We start from the raw sequence: 24,475 nt of genomic DNA, 5'->3' as shown, positions 1-24,475 counted from the left end.
GGAACATGGCAGACGCTGCAGCTCACGACGACCACGACCACAAGCCGTATCACGGCTGGGTCCGGTGGGTGTATTCCACCAACCACAAGGATATCGGCACGCTCTACCTGATCTTCGCGATTTTCGCGGGCATCGTCGGTGGCGCGTTGTCGGTCGCCATCCGCATGGAGCTGCAGGAGCCGGGGATCCAGATTTTCAGCGGTCTGGCGCAGATGGTCTACGGCATGAACGGCGATGCTGCGATTGACGGCGGCAAGAGCATGTACAATGCCTTCGCGACCGCCCACGCGCTGATCATGATCTTCTTCATGGTCATGCCCGCCCTGATCGGCGGTTTTGCCAACTGGATGGTGCCGATCATGATCGGTGCGCCGGACATGGCTTTCCCGCGCATGAACAACATCTCGTTCTGGCTTCTGCCGCCGGCCTTCATCTTGCTGCTCTCCTCGATGTTCATGCCGAGTGCCCCGGGCGCCTATGGCGTCGGTGGCGGCTGGACACTCTATCCTCCGCTGTCGACTTCGGGTCAGCCTGGACCGGCAATGGATCTTGCGATCTTGTCGATCCACATTGCTGGCGCTTCGTCGATCCTCGGCGCCATCAACTTCATCACAACCATCTTCAACATGCGCGCGCCGGGCATGACGCTGCACAAGATGCCGCTGTTTGCCTGGTCGGTGCTGGTCACCGCCTTCCTGCTGCTGTTGTCGCTTCCGGTGTTGGCCGGCGCCATCACCATGCTTTTGACCGACCGCAACTTCGGCACCACCTTCTTCGCGCCTGATGGTGGCGGCGACCCGATCCTGTTCCAGCATCTGTTCTGGTTCTTCGGTCACCCGGAAGTCTACATTCTGATCCTGCCGGGCTTCGGCATCATCAGCCACATCGTCTCGACCTTCTCCAAGAAGCCGGTGTTCGGTTATCTTGGCATGGCCTACGCGATGGTGGCGATCGGCGCGGTCGGCTTCATCGTCTGGGCGCACCACATGTATACGACCGGCCTGTCGCTCGACACGCAGCGCTATTTCGTCTTCGCCACGATGGTCATCGCGGTGCCGACGGGCGTGAAGATCTTCTCCTGGATTGCCACAATGTGGGGCGGGTCGATCTCGCTGAAGCCGCCGATGATGTGGGCATTGGGCTTCATCTTCCTGTTCACGATTGGCGGCGTCACCGGCGTCCAGCTGGCCAATGCCGGCCTCGATCGGTCGCTGCACGACACCTATTTCGTCATCGCCCACTTCCACTATGTGTTGTCGCTGGGCGCGGTCTTCGCCATCTTCGCCGGCTGGTACTACTGGTTCCCGAAGATGACGGGCTACATGTACTCCTTTGCCATCGCCAACACCCATTTTTGGGTCACCTTCATCGGCGTCAACCTGATCTTCTTCCCGCAGCATTTCCTCGGCCTCGCCGGCATGCCGCGTCGTACCATCGACTATCCGGACGCGTTTGCCGGCTGGAACATGGTGTCGTCCTACGGCTCGTATATTTCGGCCGTTGGCGTCGCCATCTTCCTCTACGGCGTGTTCGAAGCCTTCCAGAAGAAGCGGGTGGCTGGTGCCAATCCGTGGGGTGAAGGTGCAACGACCCTTGAGTGGCAATTGCCTTCGCCGCCGCCTTTCCACCAGTGGGAGCAGCTGCCGAAGATCAAGTAAGGCGGCAGCCCGCGCATATTCGAAACCGCCGGACCTTCCGGCGGTTTTGGCCAAACGGAATGATGGACTTGAGTACGCATGGCCCTAGTCGACGAAACCAACATTGACGAAGCGGGATTCCGCATGTCGGAAGCGACGGCGGGTGATTTCTTCGCCTTGCTGAAGCCGCGCGTCATGTCGCTTGTGGTGTTTACGGCTTTTGTCGGCATGGTCGCTGCACCGGTGACCGTCAATCCGCTTCTGGCGGTAATCGCGATCCTGTCGATCGCCATCGGCGCCGGCGCGTCCGGCGCGCTCAACATGTGGTATGACGCCGATATCGATGCAGTGATGACGCGCACCGCCGGCCGTCCCGTGCCGGCCGGCCGCATCCTTCCGGGTGAGGCGCTCGGCTTCGGGCTGGTGCTTTCAGTGTTGTCGGTGATGACGCTCGGCGTGCTCGCCAACTGGCTCGCGGCGACGCTGCTGGCCTTCACCATTTTCTTCTACGCTGTCGTCTATACGATGTGGCTGAAGCGTTGGACGCCGCAGAACATTGTCATCGGCGGCGCCGCTGGCGCCATTCCGCCGGTGATCGGCTGGGCCGCCGTAACCGGAAGCGTCAGCCTCGAAAGCGTCGTGCTGTTCCTGATCATCTTCCTGTGGACCCCACCGCATTTCTGGGCTCTCGCGCTGTTCAAGTCCGAGGATTATGGCCGCGCCGGCATTCCGATGATGCCGAACGTCGCCGGCCATGCATCGACCCGCCGCCAGATTTTCGCTTATGCGCTGGTGCTGGCCCCAGTCGGGGTGCTGCCCTGGATCCTGGGCTACACCACGCCGGCCTATGGCATTGCGGCTCTCGCTCTGGGCGCCGGCTTTGTCTGGTATGCGTGGAAGGTGCTGGCCATGGCCGATGATGATCGCGTGATGAAGCCCGCCAAGGCGTTGTTTGCCTATTCGCTGCTTTATCTCTTTGCCATCTTCGCCGCCTACCTTGCCGACAGCGTTGTCGAGCGCGCGCTTGCCATGGGCGGTTCATGATCATGATCGAAGAAAAACTTGAGCTGATCACGCTGACCGACCGCCAGAGGAAGGCCAGGCGCAATCGCTCGGTGGCCATTGGCCTCGCGCTGGCGGTGTTGGTCATCATTTTCTACATCGCCACGATCGTGAAGTTCGGCCACCACGTTCCCGGATCGATGTGAGGACGATGATGAGCCGCGAGACCGTCAGCGACCCGACCAAGAAGAACACCAACCGCATCGTCGCCGGTGTCTGCGTTGCCTTCTTCGGCGGTATGATCGGCATGGCCTACGCAGCGGTGCCGCTCTACGCGATGTTCTGCCAGGCCACGGGCTATGGCGGCAAGACGCAGCGTGCCGAGAAGCAGTATGCAGGCCGCGTGCTTGACCGCGAGATCACTGTGCGCTTCGACGCCAACATTGCCGGTGTTCCTTGGGATTTCCAGCCTGTCGATCGCTCGCTGACGATGAAGATCGGCGAGACGGTGCAGGCGCATTACAAGGCGACCAACAAGTTTGATCGCGCTGTCACCGGCCGCGCCACGTTCAACGTGCAGCCGGAACTGGCGGGGCCCTACTTCAACAAGGTCGAGTGTTTCTGCTTCACCGACACGACGCTGAAGCCGGGCGAGACGCTGGACATGCCGGTGCTGTTCTATGTAGATCCCGATATCGTGAATGTGCCGGAACTGAAGGACGTGAAGACAATCACCTTGTCCTATACGATGTTCCCGGTCGAGAAGAACAAGCCGGTCGCGTCGGCGGTACCGGCTCAGAACGGCAGCAAGACAGTTTCGAATACCGAAGGAAATCTCGGGGGTTGATATGGCAGACGCGCACGCAAAACCACACCATGACTACCATCTCGTAGACCCGAGCCCGTGGCCCTTCCTGGGTTCCATAGGTGCGCTGGTCATGGCGATCGGCGGCGTCTGCCTGATGCAGTATCTCAAGGCTGGCGACTTCCCGATCTTCGGCCACAACATCGCCAATCCATGGCTGTTCTTCATCGGCCTGGTCATTGTCCTCTACACCATGTTCGCCTGGTGGTCGGATACGATCAAGGAAGCGCATGAGGGGCATCACACCCGGGTCGTGTCGCTGCATCTGCGCTACGGCATGATCATGTTCATCGCCTCCGAGGTGATGTTCTTCGTTGCCTGGTTCTGGGCCTATTTCGACGCCAGCCTTTTTGCTGGCGAGGTACAGAATTACGCGCGCCACACCTTCACCGGTGGTGTCTGGCCGCCGAAGGGCATGGAGGTTCTCGATCCTTTCCACCTGCCGCTTTACAACACCATCATCCTGCTTCTGTCCGGCACCACGGTCACTTGGGCGCACCACGCGCTCATCCACGGTGACCGCAAGGGACTGATCAATGGCCTCGTGCTGACCGTCGGCCTCGGCATGCTGTTCACCATGGTGCAGGCCTACGAGTACATGCACGCGCCCTTCGCGTTCAAAGATTCCATCTACGGCGCCACCTTCTTCATGGCCACCGGCTTCCATGGCTTCCACGTCATCATCGGCACCATCTTCCTGCTGGTCTGCCTGATCCGCGCCATAAAGGGCGACTTCACGGAAAAGCAGCATTTCGGCTTCGAGGCAGCCGCCTGGTACTGGCATTTCGTCGACGTGGTCTGGCTCTTCCTGTTCGCATCGATCTATGTCTGGGGATCGGTCGGCGCGGTGATCGAAGGTCACTGACAGCAACCACGGTCATTTTTTGGGGCGGTCGCGGCAACGCGGCCGCCTTCTTCATTTCGGCGTAATGATCGCTGATCGATAGCCGATGCGGCTGACAATCCCCGGTGCCATCCTTGCTTGTGTAATCGTGACATCCTCGGGCCTTGCAGGCGAGAACGTCGATCTGGTGCGCGTCGACAAGTCGGACCGGCGGCTGGAACTGATCGGTAGCGGTAAGGTGCTGCGAAGCTACGGCATTGCGCTCGGCGCTGATCCGCTCGGGCACAAACGCCATGAGGGTGACGAACGCACGCCCGAGGGGCGTTACATCTTGGATTGGCGCAATCCCAACAGTGTTGCCCACAAGTCGCTCCATATCTCCTATCCGAATGCCGACGATCAGGCCGCCGCGAAGGCGCGCAACGTCGACCCCGGCGGCATGATCATGATCCATGGCCAGCCAAACGGGTTCGGCTGGTGGGGGTGGCTGCTTCAATCGGTCGACTGGACCGATGGCTGCATTGCGGTTACGGACACCGACATGGATGAAATCTGGGCAATGGTGGCCGATGGGACGCCCATCGAGATCGAGCAGTAGGGCATGAGCGACGACAAGGCGATCTGGCCGCCGATCGAGCCGATTTCGGCAGGCCTGCATGGGCGTTGCCCGCGCTGCGGCGAGGGGCGGCTATTCTCCGGCTTCCTTACGGTCGGCAAGCGCTGCACCAATTGCGGCCTCGATTATTCCTACGCCGATGCCGGCGACGGGCCGGCGGTGTTCGTCATCCTGATCATCGGCTTCATCGTGGTTGGCCTGGCGCTTTGGGTGGAAGTGACGCTGAGCCCGCCACTCTGGCTGCATCTCCTGCTTTGGATTCCGCTGACGCTGGTGCTGTGTCTCGCGGCGCTCAGGCTGATCAAGGGCGTGCTTCTGACGCTGCAATACACAAACAAGGCGGCAGAGGGCCGGCTGGACCGTCCAGAATGAGCAGCGTGCCCAACTCCATCGCGGACGGGTCAAAGCCAAAGCGCGCCCTGGCGCTCGGCCTTGGTCTGGTGCTGATCGGCATTCTGCTCGCGCTCGGCACCTGGCAGGTCCAGCGCCTGCACTGGAAGGAAGGCCTTCTCCAGAACATTGACCAGCGCACCCATTCGGCGCCGCTGCCGTTGGCCGAGGTTGAAAAGCAGTTCGCCGCAACCGGGGACGTCGACTACACACCTGTGACGGTGACCGGCACGTTCAGGCATGCGGACGAGCGGCATTTCTATGCGACCTGGGAAGGTGATGCGGGTTTCAACGTCTATACGCCGCTAGACCTCGACGACGGCCGCTACGTCCTGGTCAACCGCGGCTTCGTTCCCTACGACCTCAAGAGCGCCGCCAAGCGCCTGAAGGGGCAGATCGCCGGCAAGGTGAGCCTGACCGGCCTTGCCCGCAACCCACTGCCCGGCAAGCCATCGATGATGCTTCCCGACAATGATCTGACCAAGAACATCTTCTATTGGAAGGATCGCGACGCCATGGCCATGAGCGCGGGACTGCCGCTCGCCAAGCTGGTGCCGATTTTCATCGACGCCAATGCAGCCGCGAACCCGGGTGGGCTGCCGGTTGGCGGCGTCACCATCATCGACTTGCCGAACAGTCACCTGCAATACGCCATGACCTGGTACGGGCTCGCCGCGACATTGGCAGTCGTTCTTTTCCTGCGGCTGCGCCGTCCGGCAAAGCCGGAATGATCTCAGGCGCCCTTGACAGGGCAGGGGTGCGCACCTCATTTCGGCACCAATGCATATCGCCCGAAAGTGGTTGCGGTTTTGGGTTGGCGACATGCATCAAACAAAAACTTGAAGTGCGTCGCATGAAGGCCCTTGGCCGCAACGCGCTTTAAACGGACTGGCCCGGATTCATGCTTCAGACCATCATCAAGCCACCCCTGACGATCCGGCTCTGCCAGCCGCGCGGTTTTTGCGCCGGCGTCGACCGCGCGATCCAGATCGTTGTGCTGGCTTTGAAAAAGTATGGCGCGCCGGTCTATGTCCGGCACGAGATCGTGCACAACCGCTACGTTGTCGAAGGCCTGCAAAGCCTGGGCGCCGTGTTCATAGAAGAACTCTCCGAGATCCCCGCCGAGCATCGCCAGAGCCCCGTCGTCTTCTCTGCCCACGGCGTGCCGAAATCGGTGCCGGCGGATGCGCAGGCGCGCAATCTCTTCTATCTCGACGCCACATGCCCGCTGGTCTCGAAGGTGCACAAGCAGGCGATGCGCCATCAGCGGCTTGGCCGCCATGTGCTTCTGATCGGCCATGCCGGCCACCCGGAAGTGATCGGCACCATGGGACAGCTGCCGGAAGGCGCCGTGACGCTGATCGAGACCGAAGCCGACGCCGCCACATTCGTGCCGGTGGACGCGCAGGCGCTTGGCTTCGTCACCCAGACAACGCTCTCCGTGGAAGACACCGCCGGCATCATCCGTGCCTTGCAGCTTCGTTTCCCGGATCTGCATGCGGCGGCTGCGGAATCGATCTGCTATGCCACCACCAACCGCCAGGAAGCGGTCAAGGAAACAGCCCCGGGCGCTGACCTGTTCCTCATCGTCGGCGCGCCCAATTCCTCGAATTCGCGGCGTCTCGTCGAAGTCGCGGAACGTGCCGGCGCAACAATGTCGCTTCTCGTACAGCGCGCCGCCGAAATTCCATGGAATGACATAGCCGGCATCTCGACGCTCGGCCTTTCGGCTGGCGCGTCGGCGCCAGAAATCATTGTCGACGAGATCATCGACGCGTTCCGCCAGCGCTTCGAGGTGACGATCGATCTGGCCATCACGGCGACGGAAACGGAGGATTTCCCGGTCATGCGGGTTTTGCGCGATGTCGAACTGACACCGGCCGACATGGCTTTCGTCAACGGAGCCGCGTAAGGCGCATGGCGGTCTATACCGACGTCGCGGAAGGCGAGCTTGGCGCGTTTCTGAAGGGCTATCCGGTTGGCGATCTCCTGTCCTACAAGGGCATCGCCGAAGGCACCGAGAACTCGAACTTCCTGCTGCACACGACAACCGGCTCCTACATTCTGACGCTCTATGAAAAGCGCGTCGACAAGGCCGACCTGCCGTTCTTTCTCGGGCTGATGGGTCATCTCGCCCGGAAAGGCATTTCCTGCCCGCTGCCGGTGACCGCACATGACGGCGGTGTCATCGGAACGCTGGCCGGCCGGCCGGCGGTCATCATCACCTTCCTCGAAGGTCTGTCGCTGCGCCGTCCGACATCAGCGCATTGTGCTGAAGTCGGCAAGGCGCTGGCATCGCTCCATCTGGCTGGAGCCGATTTTTCGATGACCCGCCCGAACTCGCTCGCCATCGATGGCTGGCGCAAATTGTGGGATGCGTCGCGCGACCGCGCCGACGAGGTCGAGCCCGGGCTGGCGGCGGAGGTCGATGCCGACTTCACCGATTTCGAGCGCGGTTGGCCCGCCAACCTTCCAAAAGGCATCATCCATGCCGATCTGTTCCCAGACAACGTCTTCTTCCTTGGGGAGAAGCTGTCAGGGCTGATCGACTTCTATTTCGCCTGCGATGACCTCTATGCCTACGATGTTGCCACCTGCCTCAATGCCTGGTGCTTCGAGAAGGATTTTTCCTTCAACCTGACCAAGGGCACGGCGTTGCTGGCCGGCTACCAGAGCGTGCGGCCGCTGAGTGAACACGAGAAAGCGGCACTGCCGATGCTGGCGCGCGGCTCGGCGCTGCGTTTCATGTTGACCCGGCTCTATGACTGGCTGACGGTTCCCGATGGCGGGCTGGTGATGAAGCGCGACCCGACCGAATACATCAGGCGGATGCGCTTCCACCGGGCCATCAAATCTCCTTCGGAATATGGACTGACATGAGCAAGCAGGTTGAAATCTTCACGGACGGTGCGTGCTCGGGCAATCCCGGCCCCGGCGGCTGGGGCGCGATCCTGCGCTTCAATGGCACCACCAAGGAGCTTTCAGGCGGTGAGGCCGACACCACCAACAATCGCATGGAACTGCTTGCCGCCATTTCCGCGCTGAACGCGCTGAAGGAGCCGTGCGCGGTCGACCTTCACACCGACAGCAAGTATGTCATGGACGGCATTTCCAAGTGGATCCACGGCTGGAAGAAGAACGGCTGGAAGACCGCCGACAAGAAGCCGGTCAAGAACGGCGAACTCTGGCAAGCGCTGGATGAAGCCAACAGGCGCCATCAGGTCACCTGGAACTGGGTCAAGGGCCACGCCGGCCACCCCGAGAACGAACGCGCCGACGAGCTCGCCCGCGAAGGCATGGCGCCGTTCAAGAAAGGCTCGGCAAGGCCTGTTGCAGCGCCAAAACCGGCCGCAGAGTCAAAGCAGCCGGCAGCGGCAAGGGTGCGCCGGTCAACGCAGAGCTATTGATCGCAGGCGCTGATCCGCTCTCTCAAAAGTAGAGCTCCATCATGCCGATTGCCTACTATATCACCCACCCTCAGGTGCGGATTGATGCCAACATTCCGGTACCGGATTGGGGGTTGTCCGACATCGGCCGGACCAGAGCGTTCGCGATGCTCGGCCAGCCATGGGTCGGGTCGATCCGCCATATCGTCTCCTCCGGCGAACGCAAGGCGATAGAAACCGCTGAAATCCTTGGAAGCCATCTCGGCATTGCCATCGAGGTCAGGGAGCGGATGCATGAGAATGACCGCTCGGCGACAGGTTTTCTGCCGCCCTTGGAATTCGAAGCTGTCGCCGACCAGTTCTTCGCCGATCCGCACAACAGCATTCGCGGGTGGGAACGTGCCATAGATGCCCAGCGTCGCATTCTGGGCGAGTTTGATGCAGTGCTCGGCGCCGCTGACGCCGCTGACATCGCTTTTGTCGGCCATGGCGGCGTGGGAACGCTCTTGCTGCTCGCTCTCAGCGGGCAGCGCATCAGCCGTGAGGCGGATCAGCCGGCGGGCGGCGGAAGCTACTTCGCCTACGATGTTCAGGCACGCGGCATCCTTCACGGATGGCGGCCGATCGATGGAGCGCTCTAACGGATCAGCAGCGCGGTGCCGAAAAGACCAAGCGCGAACACCGTGTGCGACACCAGATTGAGGGCGCGGACCTGCATCGGATTGGGGCGCTTTGAAGCGGCCCAGCCGGCGCCCATGCCAGGAGCCAGCAGAAACCACCCGGCGCCGACGGTTACCATGCCGAGGATAAAGGCCGGCAGGAATGTCGGCGCGGCAAGCCAGGCTGACCCGGCCACTGCAACAAGGATGATGCCGTAGACGATGCCTACGAAATAATGAAACGCCCAGCCCAGCGCCATTTCATGCGCATAGGGCGTCGCCTTGCCGATATCGTCATGAAAGACCTTGTCGCTGAGATGCCATACCCAGCGGCCGACCGGACCCCAGTTCGGCCTTGGCTGGCCGAAGGCCTTGTGCAGGAAAAAGGCCCACACATCCATCAGCACCGTCGCGCCGATACCGATCGCAATAGCGCGCCAGAGCGTGTCGAACATGGCGTCTAGAGCAGCTCGAGGATTTTCGCCGCGCCGGACTGGTCGACGCCGCGCTCGACCTCGATGTTGAGTGCCGTGACCTTGCCGTCATCGATGATCATCGAAAAGCGCTTCGAGCGCAGCCCCATGCCGCCGCCGGAAAAATCGCCGTCGAGGCCAACAGATTTGACGAAATCGCCATTGCCGTCGGCAAGATAAAGGATCTTGCCTTCGCCACCGGTGAAGGTGGCCCAAGCGCCCATGACGTGCACGTCGTTGACCGAGACGACGGCGATGGTGTCGACGCCGCGCGCCAGGATGGCACCGTGGTTCTCCAGGTATCCTGGCAGGTGATTGTTGCTGCAGGTCGGCGTGAAGGCGCCGGGAAGACCGAACAAAACGACCTTCTTGCCGGAGAATATTTCAGCCACCGTGACCTCTTTCGCGCCATCGGCGGTCATCGTCTTGAAGGTCGCCTCGGGCAATTTGTCGCCAACGGAAATGGTCATGGGGATGCCTCGCTTGGGAGTGGAAAATGTATCTTGCGATAGCGAATTAGGGCTCTTCTCGCAACTGGCCAGCGGCTAGTGTCGAGGCGGCCAAGCCCATGCCATGCCCGATGTGGTTCAGGGGAACGGCAGAACCCCTTCGACGGCTCCGGCCGAACTCGTCAGCGTATAGTGAAGCCCGCCATCCGTCGGCGTCGTCGACGGCCGGTCGAGGATCGGCACCGTGAAAATCAGCTTGCCGTCCTTCTCGCTGCGGGTCGGCGCCCCGAACATGTAGTCGCGTTCGCCGGCGACAAAGAAATCGGCGGCCTCCGGATTGCCGGGAAAGCTCGCCTCTACAATCAGTGTCTCGTGATCGCCCGGCAGCACGTTGATGCCGAAGTCGGGCCTTGCTGGCGTCGGCAACGCGGTCAGGCTCGCCTTGATCAGGGCTGCGTCCTCGGCGTTGTCGGGATCGGAGCCAGGGTCGACGGTGAGCCTTGTCTGCACCGGAATGCAGATCGTTTCGCAGATGCCGAGAAAGATGTCGGCGTCGATGACCGCCGGCTGGTTCGGTGTCGCCAGCGTGAATGTCACCGGCAGCGAAACCGGGTAGTTGTAGCCGGCCCATTTGCCATAGCCGTCGTCATGGCGCTGCGGTGCTGGAAACGACAGCGCGGCTTCGGAAATGTTGGTGCTGGCCGAAACATCGAGCTGGGGCGGCACGCCGGCATCGCCTGGGTCGCGCCAGTAGGTCTTCCAGCCCGGCTTGAGCGCAATATCCAGCACGCCCTGGATACGGCCGGCATCGTCGGGCTTGCCGGTGGTCACCAGCCGGACCTTGCCGCCTTCGCTGTTGTACCAGGCCGATGATGAGGCGAGAGCCGGGAGAGCGGTTCCCAAGCCGATGACGGCGCCGAGCAGCAGGATTTTCAAGCTTTGCATGGCGGTGATTTGAGCGTCCGTTCGTGGCTGTGCAATGATTTCATAGCATTGCTGGCATCATATTTGCGTGACCTCCAGCCAGCCGTCTCGGTCAAATCACGCGCTCCACATCTTTTCGGCGCTCCGGAAACGCGTTACGCTCCCCGTCATGGACTTGTTGCGACACAAGAAGACGGCTGCCGGCCGCGGCTTTCTCGACGATCAGTTCCTCATTGCCATGCCCGGCATGAAGGATGACCGCTTCACGCGTTCCGTCATCTACATCTGCGCGCATTCTGATGAAGGCGCGATGGGCCTGATCATCAACCAGACGCAGCAAATGCTCTTTCCCGACCTTCTCGTGCAACTCGGCATCATGAACGAGCAGGAGGCCATCCGCCTGCCGGCGCAGGCCCGCGACTTCGTCGTGCGCAATGGCGGGCCGGTCGACCGCAGCCGTGGCTTCGTCCTGCATTCGGGCGATTACCGGGTGGAATCCTCGTTGACCGTTTCCGATGACATCTGCCTGACCGCCACCGTCGACATATTGCGCGCCATTTCGTCGGGCCGTGGACCGCGCCACGCGCTGATGGCGCTCGGCTATTCCGGGTGGGGCGCCGGCCAGCTGGAAAACGAGATCGCTGAAAACGGCTGGCTGACCTGCCCGGCCAATGCCGAACTTCTGTTCGATGCCGATATCGAGCGCAAATACGACCGCATCCTCGCCTCGATCGGCATCGATCTGGCGCATCTCAGCCCAGCCGCCGGGCACGCGTAAGCGAAGCCGAAAAGCAGTCAGTTTAAAGCCTGCAAGCTCACGCCTGCGTCAGCGGGTACTGTTCTTTCAGCGTCTTCAGTACCTGATCGCCGGGCATCGGCGCGCCGAACATGAAGCTCTGCACATATTCGCAACCCATCTGCCGCAGTTCCAATGCATCGCTTTCGTCCGATATGCCCTCGGCGACAACCGAGAGGCCGAGCTCATGCGCCATGTTGACCATGGACTTGAGCAGCACGGCACGCTTCGGCGTGTTGTCGTCGACAAAGCTCTTGTCGATCTTGATCGTGTCGAACGGGAAGCGGGTCAGATAGGCGAGTGATGAATAGCCCGTGCCGAAATCGTCTAGCGACAGGCCAATGCCAAGCTGCTTCAGCTTGGTCAGCACATGCGCGGTCTGCTCGGGATTGTCCATCACCAGCGATTCCGTCAGTTCCAGCCGGAAGCAGCGCGGCTTCAGATTGGCACGCGCGATAACCGAGCGGACATCGCTGACAAGATCGCGGCGGATCAGCTGGCGGCTGGAAAGGTTGACCGAGACCGACAGTGGCGCATCGCCGATCTGTTTTTGCCAGGTCGCAAGGTCCTCGGCGGCCTGCTGCATGGCGAACAGGCCAAGCTGCACGATAAGCCCGCAGCTTTCAGCCACCGGAATGAAATCCGCTGGAGGGATCATGCCACGGCGCGGGTGGTCCCATCGCAGCAGGGCCTCGAAGCCGGCTACGCTGCCGTCTTCCAGCCGCACGATCGGCTGATAGGCCAGCGTGAATTCGCGCCGCTCGATGGCGCGGCGCAGGTCGGACTCGAACTGCAGCCTGTCGGTTCCGACGGTACGGAAGGCAGGGCGGAACGGCTCGATCCGGTCGCCGCCGAAGCGCTTGGCCTGATGCATGGCCAACTCGGCGTCCTTGACCATATCCTCGGCCGACATCTGCGGCGAATTCCAGGTGATCAGTCCGATTGATGCGGTCAGCACGATCTCGCGCTTGGCAAAGGTGATCGGGTTGTTGATCGCATGCTTGATGGCGTCGGCCACGGCGGCGATGCGGGCCGGGTCCTGTTCCGACAACAGCATCAGCGCGAACTGGTCGCCGGCAAAGCGCGACAGCGAGTCCTTCGGCTTCAACAACCGGTGCAGCCGCCGCGCGATGGTCAGAAGAATGGTGTCGCCGGCGGATATGCCGAGCCCGTCATTGACCTGCTTGAAACGATCGATGTCGATGACGAAAACGGTTGGGCGAACCTTCTCCTCGGTCCGCGCGATCGAGATGATCGCTTCCAGCCGATTCATCAGCAATTCTCGGTTAGGCAGGCCGGTCAGGTTGTCGTGCACGGCATCGTGCAGCAGCCTTTCCTCGGATTTTTTCTGCTCCGTCACGTCGACCATCGTGCCGACGCAGCGAATGACCTCGCCATCCGATCCGATCACCGGCCGCGCCCGCAGCGAGAACCAGTGATAGTGCCCGTCGGCGCCGCGCAAGCGGAAATTCTGCGAGACGCGGCCACGCCGGTGCTCGAGCACCACGTCGAGCGTCGTGCGGAAGGTGTCGCGATCATCGGCATGCAGCACCGGCAGCCAGTTGCGGGCCGCACCGCCAAGGCTGTTGGGCGCCAGGCCAAGCTGGATGCTGACATCCGGCTTGGTGACGACACGGTCGCGCAGCACGTCCCAGTCCCACACCGTATCGCCAGAGCCGGCAACGGCCAACGCCTGCCGTTCAAGGTCGGAGAACAGGCCCTGATGCAGCGCCCCGCCGGCAAAGGCGTGCTGCATGACGGTGAAGCCGATCAGCAGGATGATCAGGATCAGTCCACCGCCAAGCGCCGGCTGGGCAATGTCGTTGTCGAGCATGCCGGTGATCGCCATCCACGACCCGCATAGCCACAACAGCACCATGACCCAACTGGGCACCAGCATGATCGCCCTGTCATAACCACGAATACCGAGGAAGATGATGAGGCCGAGCCCGGTCAGCGCGGTGGCGGCGAAGGACAGCCGGGCGATGCCGGCAGCCACCGCCGGATCGACGATGGCGACGCCCGCGATCAACAGAAGTCCGAGGATCCAGACCAGCGCGCCATAGCTGAAATGGCCGTGCCATCGGTTGAGGTTGAGATAGGCAAACAGGAACACCACGAAGGTTGCCGCAAGCGCCACCTCCGTTCCCGCTCGCCACATCTGCTCGTTGCCGGGCGATATCTCGATGATCTTGTTGAGGAAGCCGAAATCGACGCAGATATAGGCAAGAACCGCCCAGGCAAGTGCGGCCGTCGCCGGGAACATTGACGTTCCCTTGACGACGAAAAGGATGGTCAGGAACAGCGCCAGCAACCCGGCGATGCCGATGACGATGCCGCGAAACAGCGTGTAGGAATTGACCGAGTCCTTGTAGGATTCCGGGTCCCAGAGATAGACCTGCGGCAGTTTCGGCGACGCCAGTTCGGCGATGAAGGTGATGACGGTGCCGGGGTTCAGCGTTACCCGGAACACGTCGGCGTCGGGGCTGGTCTGGCGGTCGAGCGCGAAGCCTTCGCTGGGCGTGATCGCCGCGATGCGGGTCGAGCCGAGATCAGGCCAGAAGATGCCGGAATTCACCAGCCGGAAATGCGGTGCGACGATCAGCCGGTCGAGCTGCTGGTCGGTGGTGTTGGCAAGCGCGAACACCGCCCAGTCACCAGTCGAACGCGCGTCATTGGCCTCGACCTCGATGCGCCGCACGATGCCGTCAGGCCCAGGTGCTGTCGAAACCTGGAAATTCTCGCCCTGGTTCCGATAAATCTCGACGGCGCCGGAAAGGTCGAGCGCCACGTCGTCGCGGGCGATCTTGATCGGCTCGACGGCAAAGGCCGAGGACGCCGCGCACAGCGTCATGAATGCCGCGAGGACAAAGGCGAACAACGGCCCGTTGCGCAGGAAATTCTTCAAAAATCAGTCCTTCGTTCCAGCGCCCGGCGGATCGTCCGCGATCCGGGCGTAGAGGTAGTGATCCTGCCAGATGCCGTTGATCCTGAGATAGGATCGCAGAAGTCCTTCGCGCCGGAATCCGGCTTTTTCAAGCACGCGGATCGACCTGATATTGTCGGGAATACAGGCCGCCTCGATCCGGTGCAACCTCAGCGTATCGAAGGCGAAGCGTGCCACCACCTTGACCGCGTCGGTCATCAGGCCGCGTCCGCCAAAGCGCTCGCCGATCCAGTAGCCGACATGGCCGCTTTGCGAGACGCCGTGGCGGATGTTGCCGAGCGTTATTCCACCGGCCAGCTTGCCTGTGCTCTTCTCGAAAATGAAGAAGGCGATCGCTGTTCCCTGTGCATAATCCTCGCGGTAGCGGCTGATACGAAGCCGCCAGGCCGAACGGTCGAGTTCATCAGGGGTCCAGCGCGGTTCCCAAGGCTCCAGGAAGGCGCGGCTTTCGCCACGCACTATCGACCATTCGCGATAGTCGTTGGTCAGCGGCACCCGCAACGTGACGCGATCACCTTTCAGTGCCGGGAGGTCACGGCGAAAGAAAGGGAGCGCGAACACGACGCTGGTGCTGGCTTAGACGGCGAGCTTGCGGGCCGTGGTCTGCGTGCCCGACAGCGAATCGAGGATTGCCTCGTATGGCGCCAGCGTACCCACAGGCCCGACAGCGGTGAGCGTCGGCTTGGTTGAGAACAGTCGCGACGACAGATCGGTCAGCCGCTCGATCGTCAGCGCCGACAGCCGCTCCATCAGTTCCTCCTTGGCGATCGGCCGGCCGAACAGAAGCAGTTGCCGGGCGATCTGCGAGGCGCGGCTGGCCGGGCTTTCGGCGGACATGATCAATCCGGCGCGATATTGGGCGCGCGCGCGGTCGAGTTCTTCCTGCAGGATCTTCTCACCGGCCTTCTGCAATTCGTCGATGATGACGGGCACCAGTTCGGCGATGTCGCTTTGCCCGGTCGCGGCATGGACGCCGAATATGCCGGTGTCTGAAAAGCCCCAGTGGAACGCGTAGACCGAATAGCACAGGCCGCGCTTCTCGCGGACTTCCTGGAACAGGCGGGACGACATGCCGCCGCCAAGGATCATAGACAGCACCTGCGAGGCATAGAAGTCGCGCACATGGTAGGCGCGGCCTTCGAAGCCAAGCACGATCTGGGCGTCCATCAGGTCGCGGTCCTCACGGAAATCGCCGCCGACATATTGGGCATATTGGGGAATGGTGCTGTCGGCCTTGCTGCGGAAGCCGCCGAGGCGTTTCTCGACCTCGCGCACGAAATTGTCATGCTTGATGTCGCCGGCGGCGACGATCACCATGCTCTCGGCGCCATATTGCCGCTCGATGAAATCGTGCAATTGCTTCGAGGTGAAGGATTTGACCGTTTCCGGCGTGCCGAGGATAGAGCGTCCGATGGTCTGGTGGCGAAAGGCCGTCTCCGTGAAACGGTCGAAGACGATGTCGTCTGGCGTATCGTGCGCGGCGCCGATCTCCTGCAGGATCACGTGCTGCTCGCGCTCAAGCTCCTGCGGGTCGAATTCAGACTCCTGCAGAATGTCGGAGAGGATATCGACGGCCAGCGGCACGTCGTCGCTCAACACCCTGGCGTAATAGGATGTGGTCTCGACGCTGGTGGCTGCATTGATCTCGCCACCGACATCCTCGATTTCCGAAGCGATTTCGAACGCTGTTCGCCTTTTCGTGCCCTTGAACGCCATGTGCTCAAGCAGATGAGCCATTCCGTGTTCATCTTCACGCTCATTACGAGCGCCTGACTTCACCCAGGCACCAAGGGCAACGGATTCGATGCTTGGAAGGGTTTCGGTGGCGACTGTCAGGCCGTTCGACAGACGGCTTACCTCAACACCCATATGGCTACTACTCCCTAACGCGCCGCCCGCGCGCGGCGGCTGACGTAATCTTCCACCATTTTCAGGTCGGATGGAAGTACCGTGTATTTTTCCTCAAATGTCATCAATCCCCCTAGCCATGCGGGCAGGGCTGGCGACACGCCGCTGGCGGCTTCGACGGCAGCCGGGAATTTTGCCGGATGGGCCGTCCCCAGCACCACCATCGGCACGGCGCCAGCGGATTTGCCGGCAGCGACATGCACGGCCGCCGCCGTGTGCGGGTCAAGCAGGTAGTTGCTGCCGGCCAGCGTCGAGCGGATGGTGGCGGCGACCTGCTCCATGGTGGCGCGGCCGGCATCGAATTCGGAGCGCATCCGGGCGATTTCCTGGGCTTCGATGGTGAAAGCGCCGGACTGCTTGAGGCCGTCCATATACCGCCGCACGGTCGCGGCCTCACGGCCCGAAGCCTCGAACAGCAACCGCTCGAAATTCGAAGAGACCTGGATGTCCATTGACGGCGATGTGGTGGCGAAGACGCCTTTCGTGCGGTATTCGCCGGTTGCAAATGTGCGCGCCAGAATGTCGTTGTCATTGGTGGCGACAGTCAGCCGTTCGATCGGCAGGCCCATTTTCTTGGCGGCATAGCCGGCGAAGATATCGCCGAAATTGCCGGTCGGCACGGTGAAGGAAACTGGACGGTCTGGTGCGCCGAGCGATAGCGCCGACGAGAAATAGTAGACGATCTGGGCCATGATACGGGCCCAGTTGATCGAATTGACGCCCGACAGGGAAACCCGGTCGCGAAAGCCGTGATCGTTGAACATGTCCTTGAGCAGGCCCTGGCAATCGTCGAAATTGCCTTCGATCGCCAGAGCATGAACATTGTCGGCGGTCGAAGTCGTCATCTGCCGCTGTTGCACCGGCGATACGCGGCCATGCGGGAACAGGATGAAGATGTCGGTGCGGCTGCGCCCGGCGAAAGCATCGATAGCCGCTCCGCCTGTATCGCCTGAAGTGGCGCCGACGATGGTGGCATGCTGGTCGCGCTCAGTCAGCACATGGTCCATCAGCCGGGCCAGAAGCTGCATGGCCACGTCCTTGAAGGCGAGCGTCGGGCCATGGAACAGCTCCAGCACGAAGGTGTTCGAGCCAATTTGCACCAGCGGACAGACGGCCTCGTGGCGGAACGTCGCATAGGCTTCGCGGACCAGGCGTTCGAAGACCGGTGCCGGAATCTCGTCCCCAAGGAACGGCGTCAGCACGCGGATCGCAAGATCCGGATACGCTAGGCCACGCATGGCGCGGATCTCGGCGGCGGAGAACCGCGGCCACTCGCGTGGGACGTAGAGCCCGCCGTCGCGCGCCAGCCCGGCCAGCACGGCGTCGGAAAATCCAAGCACGGGCGCTTCCCCGCGTGTACTCACATATTGCATCGTCACAAATCCATTTTTGCCCGGCTTTTTGTCCACGGCGCAGTGGTTAATTTCTGCGTTGGCTCAGTCGCATTTTTGCCGCGCGGTTGATATACGTCACCAGCTTTGCGAGAGGGAAGAGCAGTTTATGGCGTTTCATTCAGTCAGCGGTCGCCCGGTCAATGGTCGCGCGTTCAGTGGTCGTTTTGTCGCGGGTCTTGCGCTCGCTGGCTTTATGCTTGCCGCCGCAGGCTGCCAATCGAGCGACAATGGCATCCTGAACCTTGGCATAGGCAAGAAGGATACAACGGCGCCACCGCCGCCGCAGGACCCCAAGGTTCTCGCCAGCCAGCTGCAGGCCTACTGTCCGAAAGTGTCGGTGCGCGACGGCACGGCATTCTTCAACACCTATTCCAAGGCAGCGGCCCCGAAGCCGAAGAAAAAGGCCGCCGCTGCCGATGCCGCAGCCGCAGTCGATGCGACTGTTGCCCCGCCGGATGATTCGGCCAAGATCATCTACCAGGCGTCTGTCAGCGACGTGAGTCGCGATTGCCTGCGAGCCAACGGCCAGCTGACAATGAAAGTGGCGGTTGCCGGCAAGGTCGTTCCAGGGCCGATGTTCGCTCCCGGCACTCTCACAATGCCGATCCGGATTGCCGTCATGCACGGCAACGATGTTCTCTATTCGCAGCTTCACCAATATCAAGTCCAGGTCAGCGACCCCTCGGCCGCCACGCAGTTCGTCTTCACCGACAACAACGTCGTCGTTCCAGAGCCCAGCGCCAAGGACTATCAGGTCTTTGCCGGCTATGATGATACCGCTCCGGCGGTCACCAACAAGAAGTCCGGTGGCAAGAAGAAAAAGCGCGTCGCCGCCGCGAACTGAGCGCTCGGACCAATGCCGCGCGTCCTCGTGGACGCGCGGGCTCTCAGGCGTCCGACCATTCGGACAGTGCGGCAATCACGCCTTTCAGTTCCGCCCAGCGGCGGATTGTTGTTTCGGCGCCGGCCTCGGTCAGGGCATCGGCATGGCCGGGATAGCTATGCCCGGCACCGGTGAAGCCGATCACCCGCATGCCGGCGGCCTTGGCGCCCGCGACGCCATGTACGGAATCCTCGATGACGAACGTGTTTGCCGGGTTCGCATTGAATTTTTCGGCGGCAAACAGAAACACGTCAGGCGCCGGTTTGGTTTTCTTGCTTGGTATCTCCAGCGCGGAGAAGATCCGGCCAGCGAAAAACGGCAGCAGCTGTACCTTTTCCAGCATGAATTCAATTCGCTCGGAGCGCGAGTTCGAGCAGATGCAGTGCGGTGCCGTCACCGCCGCCACCGCCTCGTGCACGCCGTCGATGGCGCGAACGTCGCTGCGCAGCTTGCGGTCCACCATCTCCTCGGCCCGATCGATCAGCGAGGCCTGGAATGGAATGAGGGACTTTTCCTCGACCCGCATCATGATGTCCTTGAAGGTGAGCCCCGCGTAGGTCTCGGCAATCTCCTCGGCCGATACCTCGTACCCGGCTGAGGTCAGGAGCTCGGCTTCGATACGGGCCGCGATGATTTCGGAATCGACGAGCACGCCGTCGCAATCGAAAATGACAAGGTCTGGCTGGGGCATGATGATCCGGGACTAGGGGAAATGAAATGGCCGCGAAGGGCTCAAGCGGCGCGGGCATACACCAACCGGCCGGCCTTCGCAAACGAAGCCGCCTTCACGGAATATTTACGCTGATCGGTAACCATAACGGGGAGTAAACAGTAACGCGTGCCTTGGGTGTCAGAATGTCTGCCGTGCGTCTTCTCGACGAGCTTTCCCACGCTCCCCAGCAATCCGAATGGCTGGACACGATCCTCAAGGGTGATTGCGTCGCCGCGCTCGAGCGGCTGCCCGAAAAATCCATCGACGTCATTTTCGCCGATCCGCCCTACAACCTGCAGCTCGACGGTGACCTGCACCGGCCCGACCAGTCCAAGGTCGATGCCGTCGACGACGACTGGGATCAGTTCGAGAGCTTTGAGGCTTACGATGCCTTTACCCGCGCCTGGCTCTTGGCCGCGCGGCGTGTCTTGAAGCCCAATGGCACGATCTGGGTCATCGGCTCCTACCACAACATTTTCCGCGTCGGCGCCAAGATGCAGGATCTGGGCTTCTGGATCCTCAACGATGTGGTCTGGCGCAAGACCAACCCGATGCCGAATTTTCGCGGCCGCCGCTTCCAGAACGCTCATGAGACCATGATCTGGGCCACACGCGACCAGAAGGGCAAGGGCTATACCTTCAACTATGAAGCGATGAAGGCGTCGAACGACGACATCCAGATGCGCTCCGACTGGCTGTTTCCGATCTGCACCGGCGGCGAGCGGCTGAAGAACGACAATGGCGACAAGCTGCACCCGACGCAGAAGCCGGAAGCCCTGCTCGCCCGCATCATGATGGCTTCGACCAAGCCAGGCGACATCGTGCTCGATCCGTTCTTCGGCTCGGGAACCACCGGCGCGGTGGCCAAGCGTCTCGGTCGCCACTTCGTCGGCATCGAGCGAGAGCAGGCCTATATCGACGCCGCCAACGAGCGCATTGATGCAGTCCGCCCGCTGGACAGCGCCGACCTGACCGTGCTGACCGGCAAGCGTGCCGAACCGCGTGTTGCCTTCGTCAGCCTTATCGACACCGGGCTGATGGTGCCTGGCGCTACACTCTATGATGCCAAGAAGCGCTGGGCCGCCAAGGTGCGTGCCGACGGCACGGTGGCGATCGGCGATAGCGCCGGGTCAATCCACAAGATCGGCGCCGAGGTGCAGGGGCTGGACGCCTGCAACGGCTGGACCTTCTGGCATTATGAGCGCAGCGGCGGCCTGACGCCGATCGACGAGCTTCGCCGCATTGCAAGGCTCGGCATGGAGCGGGCAGGGGCCTGATTGCCCCTACCACATCGTGTTGATTCAAATTGTCACGGGATCGCTCGAAGCGATTCAAATCATGCCTTGATTCCAAGTCGTTCAAGGTCTGCTTGAAGCGTCCTGGCATCGGTGAACAGCACGGCATGCCAGCCGGCGGCCTTGGCGCCATCGACATTTTTCTGGCTGTCGTCGATGAACAGGGAAGCCGCTGGATTGAGGCCGAATGAAGCGACGTGATGGTCGTAAATTCTCTTGTCCGGCTTAATCAGGCCGATCTCGGCGGACACGGTTATGCCGCGTGGACGATCCAAGAATGGAAAGCGGCCACGCGCCTCAATGAACGTGTCGGCGGCCCAATTCGTCAGCAGCGTCACATCGTGACCGGTGTCGATCAGCTCCTCCATGATGGCAACGCTGTCGTCATAGGCATGCGGCGCCATTTCGTGCCAGTGGCGGCGGAAGTTGCGGATGTTCTCCGCGTGATCGGGATGTTCCGAGATCAGCAGCGCTTCGGCCTCTTCCCAGGTCCGCCCGCGATCCTGCTCGATGTTCCAGTCATGCGTGCAGATATTGTCGAAGAACCATTTCCGCTCTGTCTCATTGGGAATAAGCCGGCTGAACGGGATGTTGGGATCGTAGTGGACCAGCACTTTGCCGATGTCGAAAACGATGTGGCGGATTTCAGTCATGCAGTCCTCGTTCAGTGCGACCGTTGCTTTTTCGTCGCGCCGGGTATCGCAGCCTCGATTGCCTTTTTCATGACAGTCGGTAGCGCTTCGCCTGCAATGTCGGATGGCAGCGACCAGAAATGGCCGGGCGGCGTCGCCCCGTCGGTGTGGGCAAGGAAGACATCGAGATCAAGCGCGAAATGGGTGAACACATGTGAAATTCGGCCGGCGCGCCGCCAGTCGGCTGGAAAGGGCGCTGCGCTTTCCGTGGTGGCGCCATCGATGCGCGCGGTCCAGCCGGTTGTCGGCACCTCGGTCATGCCGCCAAGCAGGCCCTTGTCCTCGCGCTTGCGCAACAGGATGGCGCCGTCGCCACGCACCGCGACAAAGGCAGCACCACGCCGCTGGGGTTTGTCGCCCTTGGGCAAGCGTACCGGGAATCGCTCGGGGTCGCCTGAAACAACCGCGCTGCAGTCCTCGCGCACCGGGCACAGCATGCAGCGCGGGCGGCGCGGCGTGCAGATCGTGGCGCCCAGATCCATCATCGCCTGGGCGAAATCGCCCGGCCTTGCCGATGGCACCATGGCCTCGACATAGGCGCGTATCTCGGCCTTTGCCTCGCTCAACGGCGTTGCGATCGAAAACAGCCTGGAGATGACGCGCTCGACATTGCCGTCGACAACGGCAGCGGGACGGTCGAAGGCGATCGCCGTGATGGCCGCCGACGTATAAGCGCCGATGCCGGGCAGCTCTCTCAGGCCGGCCTCGGTATCCGGAAACTTGCCGCCGCGCTTCGCGACGAGATCGGCGCAGGCCTTGAGATTGCGGGCGCGGGAATAGTAGCCAAGCCCGGCCCATGCCTTCATCACGTCTTCGGTCGGTGCTGCCGCCAGCGCCTTGACATCGGGCCATTTCTCGACAAAGGCGCGAAAATAGGATTTCACCGCCTCGACCGTGGTCTGCTGCAGCATGACCTCGGAAAGCCAGATGCGGTAAGGGTCGGGACGTACCCCGCGTGCATGGTCGCGCGGCGTGATGCGCCACGGCAGTTCGCGGTGATGGACATCGTACCAGCCGAGTAGGCGGGCTGCGATATCGCCATTGTTGCCGGGTGCGAGCTTGCGGGTCTGGTCGTTGGGTGCCATTGATCGGAACGAATTTTGGGTCGTGGCTGGAGAACGTACATGGCAGGGAGAACGCCCTACGGCAATCCCGTCCCGGTCAGCGATCTGGCGACCAAGATACTCGATCCGGTGCTGCGCAAGCGGGCCGGCATTTCAATCGGCCTCGTCCAGTCATGGGAAGAGATCGCCGGGCCCCGGCTGGCCAGTCATTCGCGTCCCGAAAAAATCCAGTGGCCGCGCCGCATGCACGAGGACGATCCGTTCGAGCCGGCGGTGCTGGTCATCGCTTGCGAAGGCGTGGCGGCGCTGCACCTTCAGCACGAGACCGGCGAGATCATCAACCGGGTCAACGCCTTTCTCGGCTTCAACGCCATCAGCCGGATTAGAATCCTGCAAAAGCCGGTTACGCCAGACCGGGGCAAACAGAAACCGAGCCTCAGGCCACTGACCACGGCCGAGAAAGCGAGATTGGCCGGCACGGTCAGCCTGATCGAAGATGATGGGTTGCGTGCCACGCTGGAAAAGCTCGGCACGACCATTCTGGGCGAAAGGAAGCCAAAAACCCCTTGAAGAAAGTCGCAAACCCATGAAGAAAGTCATGGGCCCTCTTGAAGAAAGTCGTGGCCCCCGTGAAAAAGGTTATGGGTCTGTCGTCAATCTCGCGCATTCGTGATCGCGCTTATCAGGTTTCGCGATTGGATTGGGGATGGCGATGCCTTAATTCCGCGCCAACTCTCGCCTTTTCGTGCCTTTGCATTGCAAAATCCAACCATAGTCAGGTGATTCGTATGACCCGTTCCCCGTTCGGCAAAAGCTTGTCTCGCAGAAACGTGCTGTCTTCGCTGGCCGCCATTCCGGCGGTGGCCTTGCTCGCCGCATGCAGCGACTCGGGCGAACAGGCCAAGGCGGCGGATGTAAAACCTGCTGATCCTGCGAAGCCAGCAACGCCGGCCACGCCTGCAGCCGCCACTGCCCCGGAAGCCCAGGGCACGGTGGATATGGCGGAACTGTTGAAGCCAGGCGCGCTGCCGGACAAGCAACTGGGCAAGGACGACGCCAAGGTCACCATCGTCGAATACGCATCGATGACCTGCCCGCATTGCGCGCATTTCGCCGAAACCACGTTTCCGGCCCTGAAGACCAAGTACATCGACAGCGGCAAGGCGCGCTACATCCTGCGTGAGTTTCCCTTCGACCCGAGCGCCGAGGCCGGTTTTATGCTGGCGCGCTGCGCCAAGGATAACTATTTCCCGATGGTGGATGTCCTGTTCAGGCAGCAGGCGAACTGGGTTGGCGTCGCCAACACCAAGGATGCGCTGCTGCAAATCTCGAAGCTGGCCGGTTTTACACAGGAGTCGTTCGAAGCCTGCTTGACGGACCAGAAACTTCTGGACGATGTGAGATCGGTCCAGAAGCGCGGTGCCAATGAATTCAAGGTCGACTCAACGCCGACCTTCTTTATCAATGGGAAGACCTATAAAGGCGCGATGTCGATTGAGGAAATATCGGCCATCATCGACCCTCTTATCTGAGGCTGCG

27 protein-coding genes are annotated in these 24,475 nt (G+C 61.7%); 17 read left to right on the top strand and 10 right to left on the bottom strand.

Annotated elements, in window-relative coordinates; all coding sequences use genetic code 11:
• Positions 1-5 precede the first annotated feature (5 nt).
• The 12 genes from ctaD to GA829_RS27800 all read left to right on the top strand — a co-directional run bounded on the left by ctaD (position 6) and on the right by GA829_RS27800 (position 9,381).
• Entirely contained in the window at positions 6-1,658 is a 1,653-nt protein-coding gene (gene ctaD / locus GA829_RS27855) for a cytochrome c oxidase subunit I (protein ID WP_195175774.1), read from the top strand.
• Positions 1,659-1,736: 78 nt separating this feature from the next.
• Positions 1,737-2,681 (top strand): heme o synthase, encoded by a 945-nt coding sequence (locus tag GA829_RS27850; protein ID WP_195175773.1) that lies wholly within the window; start codon positions 1,737-1,739, stop codon positions 2,679-2,681.
• A 2-nt stretch (positions 2,682-2,683) separates the two neighbouring features.
• Complete coding sequence (locus GA829_RS27845; protein WP_210337857.1) at positions 2,684-2,845, top strand: hypothetical protein; 162 nt, start codon at positions 2,684-2,686, stop codon at positions 2,843-2,845.
• An 8-nt stretch (positions 2,846-2,853) separates the two neighbouring features.
• Entirely contained in the window at positions 2,854-3,486 is a 633-nt protein-coding gene (locus GA829_RS27840) for a cytochrome c oxidase assembly protein (RefSeq protein ID WP_195175771.1), read from the top strand.
• A gap of 1 nt (position 3,487) precedes the next feature.
• Entirely contained in the window at positions 3,488-4,369 is an 882-nt protein-coding gene (locus GA829_RS27835) for a cytochrome c oxidase subunit 3 (protein ID WP_195175770.1), read from the top strand.
• An 85-nt stretch (positions 4,370-4,454) separates the two neighbouring features.
• Complete coding sequence (locus tag GA829_RS27830) at positions 4,455-4,946, top strand: L,D-transpeptidase family protein (RefSeq protein ID WP_195175769.1); 492 nt, start codon at positions 4,455-4,457, stop codon at positions 4,944-4,946.
• A gap of 3 nt (positions 4,947-4,949) precedes the next feature.
• Positions 4,950-5,336 (top strand): DUF983 domain-containing protein, encoded by a 387-nt coding sequence (locus GA829_RS27825; RefSeq protein ID WP_195175768.1) that lies wholly within the window; start codon positions 4,950-4,952, stop codon positions 5,334-5,336.
• The gene (locus GA829_RS27820; protein WP_195175767.1) at positions 5,333-6,085 is read left to right on the top strand and encodes an SURF1 family protein; all 753 of its coding nucleotides are present in this window, start codon (positions 5,333-5,335) and stop codon (positions 6,083-6,085) included. The genes GA829_RS27825 and GA829_RS27820 overlap by 4 nt, the downstream gene beginning before the upstream one ends.
• Positions 6,086-6,255: 170 nt before the next feature.
• A complete protein-coding gene (gene ispH, locus GA829_RS27815) occupies positions 6,256-7,266 on the top strand; it encodes a 4-hydroxy-3-methylbut-2-enyl diphosphate reductase (protein WP_195175766.1) in 1,011 nt (336 codons plus the stop codon).
• A 5-nt stretch (positions 7,267-7,271) separates the two neighbouring features.
• The gene (locus tag GA829_RS27810; RefSeq protein ID WP_195175765.1) at positions 7,272-8,234 is read left to right on the top strand and encodes a homoserine kinase; all 963 of its coding nucleotides are present in this window, start codon (positions 7,272-7,274) and stop codon (positions 8,232-8,234) included.
• Positions 8,231-8,761 carry a ribonuclease HI gene (gene rnhA, locus GA829_RS27805; RefSeq protein WP_195175764.1) on the top strand — a complete coding sequence of 177 codons (531 nt, stop codon included), beginning with the start codon at positions 8,231-8,233 and terminating at the stop codon, positions 8,759-8,761. Before GA829_RS27810 ends, rnhA begins: the two co-directional genes overlap by 4 nt.
• A 41-nt stretch (positions 8,762-8,802) precedes the next feature.
• On the top strand, positions 8,803-9,381 hold the full coding sequence (locus GA829_RS27800; protein WP_195175763.1) for a histidine phosphatase family protein: 579 nt from the start codon (positions 8,803-8,805) through the stop codon (positions 9,379-9,381).
• Here GA829_RS27800 and GA829_RS27795 read toward each other — a convergent pair.
• The 3 genes from GA829_RS27795 to GA829_RS27785 all read right to left on the bottom strand — a co-directional run bounded on the left by GA829_RS27795 (position 9,378) and on the right by GA829_RS27785 (position 11,266).
• Positions 9,378-9,854: a DUF2938 domain-containing protein gene (locus GA829_RS27795; protein WP_195175762.1), complete on the bottom strand. Its 477-nt coding sequence runs from the start codon at positions 9,852-9,854 to the stop codon at positions 9,378-9,380. The two genes, GA829_RS27800 and GA829_RS27795, sit on opposite strands and share 4 nt — an antisense overlap.
• Positions 9,855-9,859: 5 nt before the next feature.
• Positions 9,860-10,342 carry a peroxiredoxin gene (locus GA829_RS27790; protein ID WP_195175761.1) on the bottom strand — a complete coding sequence of 161 codons (483 nt, stop codon included), beginning with the start codon at positions 10,340-10,342 and terminating at the stop codon, positions 9,860-9,862.
• Positions 10,343-10,459: 117 nt separating this feature from the next.
• A complete protein-coding gene (locus tag GA829_RS27785; RefSeq protein ID WP_195175760.1) occupies positions 10,460-11,266 on the bottom strand; it encodes a protein-disulfide reductase DsbD domain-containing protein in 807 nt (268 codons plus the stop codon).
• Positions 11,267-11,414: 148 nt separating this feature from the next.
• Between GA829_RS27785 and GA829_RS27780 the strand changes: the two genes are divergently transcribed.
• Positions 11,415-12,023 (top strand): YqgE/AlgH family protein, encoded by a 609-nt coding sequence (locus tag GA829_RS27780; RefSeq protein WP_195175759.1) that lies wholly within the window; start codon positions 11,415-11,417, stop codon positions 12,021-12,023.
• 37 nt (positions 12,024-12,060) lie between these two features.
• Here the strand turns inward: GA829_RS27780 and GA829_RS27775 are convergent, their stop codons facing one another.
• Genes GA829_RS27775 through thrC form a run of 4 tightly spaced genes read right to left on the bottom strand, consistent with a single transcriptional unit; the run spans position 12,061 to position 18,269 of the window.
• The gene (locus GA829_RS27775) at positions 12,061-14,895 is read right to left on the bottom strand and encodes an EAL domain-containing protein (RefSeq protein ID WP_258052367.1); all 2,835 of its coding nucleotides are present in this window, start codon (positions 14,893-14,895) and stop codon (positions 12,061-12,063) included.
• Between the two features lie 57 nt (positions 14,896-14,952).
• The gene (locus GA829_RS27770) at positions 14,953-15,549 is read right to left on the bottom strand and encodes a GNAT family N-acetyltransferase (protein ID WP_195175757.1); all 597 of its coding nucleotides are present in this window, start codon (positions 15,547-15,549) and stop codon (positions 14,953-14,955) included.
• Positions 15,550-15,564: 15 nt separating this feature from the next.
• The gene (locus GA829_RS27765) at positions 15,565-16,857 is read right to left on the bottom strand and encodes a M16 family metallopeptidase (protein WP_195175756.1); all 1,293 of its coding nucleotides are present in this window, start codon (positions 16,855-16,857) and stop codon (positions 15,565-15,567) included.
• 14 nt (positions 16,858-16,871) lie between these two features.
• Positions 16,872-18,269, bottom strand: a complete 1,398-nt coding sequence (gene thrC / locus GA829_RS27760; RefSeq protein WP_195175755.1) for a threonine synthase — start codon at positions 18,267-18,269, stop codon at positions 16,872-16,874.
• 127 nt (positions 18,270-18,396) lie between these two features.
• Between thrC and GA829_RS27755 the strand changes: the two genes are divergently transcribed.
• Positions 18,397-19,134, top strand: coding sequence for a hypothetical protein (locus GA829_RS27755; RefSeq protein ID WP_195179832.1), 738 nt, complete (start codon positions 18,397-18,399; stop codon positions 19,132-19,134).
• 43 nt (positions 19,135-19,177) lie between these two features.
• Here the strand turns inward: GA829_RS27755 and GA829_RS27750 are convergent, their stop codons facing one another.
• Positions 19,178-19,864 (bottom strand): HAD family hydrolase, encoded by a 687-nt coding sequence (locus GA829_RS27750; RefSeq protein WP_195175754.1) that lies wholly within the window; start codon positions 19,862-19,864, stop codon positions 19,178-19,180.
• Positions 19,865-20,028: 164 nt separating this feature from the next.
• Here GA829_RS27750 and GA829_RS27745 point away from each other — a divergent pair, with 164 nt between their 5' ends.
• Complete coding sequence (locus GA829_RS27745; RefSeq protein ID WP_195175753.1) at positions 20,029-21,162, top strand: site-specific DNA-methyltransferase; 1,134 nt, start codon at positions 20,029-20,031, stop codon at positions 21,160-21,162.
• 59 nt (positions 21,163-21,221) lie between these two features.
• On the opposite strand, the gene GA829_RS27740 is transcribed toward GA829_RS27745, so the two are convergent.
• Positions 21,222-21,833 carry an HAD family hydrolase gene (locus GA829_RS27740; protein WP_195175752.1) on the bottom strand — a complete coding sequence of 204 codons (612 nt, stop codon included), beginning with the start codon at positions 21,831-21,833 and terminating at the stop codon, positions 21,222-21,224.
• Between the two features lie 11 nt (positions 21,834-21,844).
• A complete protein-coding gene (gene mutY / locus GA829_RS27735; RefSeq protein ID WP_195175751.1) occupies positions 21,845-22,957 on the bottom strand; it encodes an A/G-specific adenine glycosylase in 1,113 nt (370 codons plus the stop codon).
• A gap of 39 nt (positions 22,958-22,996) precedes the next feature.
• On the opposite strand from mutY, the gene GA829_RS27730 reads away from it, so the two are divergent.
• Together GA829_RS27730 and GA829_RS27725 are read left to right on the top strand one after the other, a co-directional pair.
• Positions 22,997-23,506, top strand: a complete 510-nt coding sequence (locus GA829_RS27730) for a DUF721 domain-containing protein (protein ID WP_195175750.1) — start codon at positions 22,997-22,999, stop codon at positions 23,504-23,506.
• Positions 23,507-23,724: 218 nt separating this feature from the next.
• Positions 23,725-24,468: a DsbA family protein gene (locus tag GA829_RS27725; protein ID WP_195175749.1), complete on the top strand. Its 744-nt coding sequence runs from the start codon at positions 23,725-23,727 to the stop codon at positions 24,466-24,468.
• The last annotated feature ends 7 nt before the right edge of the window (positions 24,469-24,475 follow it).

It is taken from the genome of Mesorhizobium sp. INR15, from assembly GCF_015500075.1.
Classification (GTDB): Bacteria; Pseudomonadota; Alphaproteobacteria; order Rhizobiales; family Rhizobiaceae; genus Mesorhizobium.
Note: the sequence above shows the minus strand (reverse complement) of the source record. Positions and strands in the feature narration are given on the sequence as shown.